Source organism: Luedemannella flava (assembly GCF_039528515.1).
GTDB lineage: Bacteria > Actinomycetota > Actinomycetes > Mycobacteriales > Micromonosporaceae > Luedemannella > Luedemannella flava.
In genome coordinates this window covers 1-3,666 of the sequence record NZ_BAAALT010000173.1, presented here as the reverse complement: position 1 = coordinate 3,666, position 3,666 = coordinate 1, and the positions used below count along the sequence as shown (strand labels likewise).

General features: G+C 73.3%; 3 protein-coding genes. 2 read left to right on the top strand and 1 reads right to left on the bottom strand.

What is annotated here, in order from left to right; all coding sequences use genetic code 11:
* Positions 1-811: serine/threonine-protein kinase (locus tag ABD211_RS23735; protein ID WP_344136048.1), on the bottom strand; the 811-nt coding region annotated here is incomplete at its 3' end.
* Positions 812-864: 53 nt separating this feature from the next.
* On the opposite strand from ABD211_RS23735, the gene ABD211_RS23730 reads away from it, so the two are divergent.
* Together ABD211_RS23730 and ABD211_RS23725 are read left to right on the top strand one after the other, a co-directional pair.
* Positions 865-1,764: a diacylglycerol/lipid kinase family protein gene (locus tag ABD211_RS23730; protein ID WP_344136045.1), complete on the top strand. Its 900-nt coding sequence runs from the start codon at positions 865-867 to the stop codon at positions 1,762-1,764.
* A gap of 109 nt (positions 1,765-1,873) precedes the next feature.
* Positions 1,874-3,666: MDR family MFS transporter (locus ABD211_RS23725; RefSeq protein WP_344136040.1), on the top strand; the 1,793-nt coding region annotated here is incomplete at its 3' end.

Here is a 3,666-nt window from a genome sequence, read left to right as displayed (position 1 = left end):
CGGCGACCTTGCGCAGCAGCCGCTCGGTGGCGTCGGCGGGGGGCCGGTCGCCCGGCTCCCGGCGCAGCAACCCGGCGAGTACGGGCTTGATCTTGCCCGCCCGGCGCGCCGGCGGCGGGTCCTCGGTGGCGATGGCTGCGATCGTGGCCACAGTGGACGCCCGCAGGTACGGCGAGCGGCCCTCCACCGCGAAGTACAGCGTCGTGCCGAGCGACCAGAGGTCCGACTCCTCGCCCCCGACGCCGTCGCGGACGCGCTCGGGGGCCATGAACGCGGGCGAGCCGATGATGACACCCGTCCGGGTGACGGCCGGGTCGCCGGCGATGGTGGCCAGGCCGAAGTCGGTGAGCACCACCCGGCCGGCGTCGGTGATGAGGATGTTCGCCGGCTTCACGTCGCGGTGCAGGATGCCGGCCGCGTGCGCGGCGACCAGGGCGCCGAGCACGCCCAGGCCGATCTCGGCGGTCTGGGCGGGGGTGAGCGGCCCGTCGGTGTTGACGACCTCGTCGAGCGACCGGCCCGCCACGTACTCCATGACGATCCAGGGGTACGTCTCCGTGGTGAGCACGTCGTAGATGCGTACCACGTTGGGGTGGTTGAGCCGGGCCGCGGACCTGGCCTCGCGCAGCGTACGCGGACGCAGCTCAGCGAGGTCGGCCTCGGTGAGCCCCGGCGGCGGCACGATCTCCTTCACCGCCACGTCACGGTTGAGCGTCTCGTCCACCGCCAACCAGATGCGGCCCATGCCGCCCTGACCGAGCTGGCGGACGAGCCGGTACCTGCCGGCGAGGAGGGGACGTGCGTCGGTCACCAGGTAAGAGCTACCCGATAGACGCGGAAAAGAAAACCTGGACAATGGCGGCTGTGCTGGTGCTCACGAACGAACTCGCGGGCCGTACCGAGGCTGCCGCCGTGCAACAGGCCGTTGATGTGCTGTCGACAGCCGGGCGCGTCGAGCGCGTCACCTGTTCGAGCGCCGACGACCTCGAACGGGCACTTGACTCGCGGTCCGGCCGGACGTTGGTCGTGGTCGGCGGCGACGGGTCGTTGCACACCACGTTGCGGCGGTTGTGGCAGCGCGGCGAGGCGGCGGACTGCGTGGTCGGCCTGATCCCGCTGGGCACCGGCAACGACTTCGCGCGCGGCGTGGGCATCCCGCTGGACCCGGTGGCGGCCGCGCACGCACTGGTCAGCGGCGTGGTGACGCCACTGGATCTGATCGTCGACGACGCGGACGGCGTGGTCGTCAACGCCGTGCACGTGGGCGCCGGGGCCGAGGCCGCGCTGGCGGCACGTCCCCTCAAGCCGTGGCTGAAGATCGCCGCGTTCCCTATCGGCGCGGTGCTGGCCGGCTTCCGGGCGAAGGGCTGGCGGCTGCGCGTGCGGGTCGACGGGGTCCGCGTGGCGAGCGGGCGGCGGCGCGTGCTCATGGTGGGCCTGTCGAACGCGCCCAGCATCGCCGGCGGCACCGCGCTGCTCGGCCCGGACGCGAGCCCGGTGGACGGCCGCGTCGACGTGACGGTGTCGTTCGCCACGGGGCCGCTGGCGCGGGTCGGCTACGCGTGGGCGTTGCGGCGCGGGGCGCATCCGGCGCGCGAGGACGTCCGGCAGCTCACCGGGCGCGAGGTCGCGGTGGCCGGGGATCCGTTCTGGGTCAACGCGGACGGCGAGCTCAGCGGCCCGGTCACGGCGCGCACGTGGCGGCTCGTGCCGGCCGCGTGGCAGCTGCGCCTGCCGGCCGACTCGCCGACGGCGTCGGAGTAGTTGCCGCAGGTCATGTCCCTATAAGTACTAAAAGGACAGAAAACCCAAAAACTCATCCGAGTACGGACTGTACGGTGCGTACCAGTTCTCCCGGATTGAGATGTTAACGATGACTTCCTCGCTCGCACCCGAGACCGCGGCACCGACCGCCGCGCCGCTGTCGCACCGACAGATCGTCGCGGTGATGGTCGGCCTCACGCTCGGCATGTTCCTGGCCGCCCTGGACCAGACGATCGTGGTCACCGCGATCCGCACCATCGCGGACGACCTGCAGGGCCTGCGGGCGCAGGCCTGGGCCACCACCGCCTTCCTCATCACGTCGACGATCACCACCCCGCTGTACGGGAAGCTGTCCGACATCTACGGCCGCAAGCGTTTCTTCGTCGCGGCCATCGGGATCTTCCTCGTCGGGTCGCTGGCCTGCGCGTTCGCCCAGTCGATGGGCGAACTGGCGGCCTACCGCGCGGTGCAGGGCGTCGGCGCCGGCGGGCTGTTCACGCTCGCCTTCGCGATCGTCGGCGACCTGGTCCCGGCCCGCCAGCGCGCCCGCTACCAGGGGTACTTCCTCGCCGTCTTCGGCACGTCCAGCGTGCTCGGCCCCGTCGTCGGCGGCTTCCTCGCCGGCCACGCGACGATCCTCGGTATCACCGGCTGGCGGTGGGTCTTCCTGGTGAACCTGCCGATCGGCGCGGTCGCGCTGGTCGTCGTCGCGCGCCTGCTGAAGCTGCCGCACGTCCGGCGCGAGCAGCGCGTCGACTGGGCCGGCGCGGCCACGCTGACGGCCGGGCTCGTGCCGCTGCTCATCGTCGCCGAGCAGGGACAGGAGTGGGGCTGGGGCTCCGGCCGCTCCCTGCTCTGCTTCCTTCTGGGCACCGCCGGCGTGGTCGCGTTCCTCGTTGCCGAGAAACGGGCCGGCGCCGACGCGCTGCTGCCGCTGCGACTGTTCCGCGACCCGGTGGTGCGGGTGACGTCGCTCGCCGGGATCGTGCTGGGCGCCGGCATGTTCGGCGCGTTCGCGCTGCTGCCGCAGTACCTGCAGCTCGTGCGGGGCGCGTCCGCCACCGAGGCGGGGCTGCAGCTCGTGCCCCTGGTCGTCGGGATCATGGTGGCGTCCGTCGCGAGTGGACAGGCGACGGCGCGCACGGGCCGGTACAAGGCCTTCCCGGTGGTGGGCACGGCGCTCATGATCGTGTCGATGCTGCTGCTGGCCACGCTCGACGTGGACACCCCGTACGCCGTGACGGCCGCGTACATGGTGCTGTTCGGGCTCGGGCTCGGCGGGTGCCTGCAGACGCTCATCCTCGCCGCGCAGAACGCCGTGCCGCCCGCCGACATCGGGGTCGCCACGGCCAGCGCCACGTTCTTCCGGCAGGTCGGCGGGACGCTCGGCACCGCGGTCTTCGTCTCGCTCATGTTCGCCACGGTCGGCCCGCGTATCGGCGACCGGCTCGCGGAGGCGGCCGGCTCCGAACCGTTCCAGCAGGCCCTCGCCGACCCCGCGGTCGCGGCCGACCCGGCGAACCGGCCGGTGCTCGACGCGCTCGCCCGGGGCGGCGACGCGGACGGCAACCTCGCCGGTGTCCTCGACGACTCGTCGTTCCTCACCGCGCTCGACGCGCGGCTGGCCCGGCCCTTCCAGGTCGGCTTCGCGCAGGCCATGGACGTCGCGTTCGTGGTCGGCGCCGCGATGCTGGTGCTCGCCTTCGTGCTCTGCCTCGCCCTGCGCGAGGTCCCGCTGCGCGACGCGCCGGCCGACAACGGCTTCCGCCGGCCGAAGGGCAAACGGCGGGCGCCGGACCGGTCCGGCAACGCCGGCCTGATGCTCGCGCCCGGCGCGGGAACCGCACCGCCCGCCGCCACGGCGCCGCCGGCCACACCGCCGCCCAGTCCCGCGCCACCGCC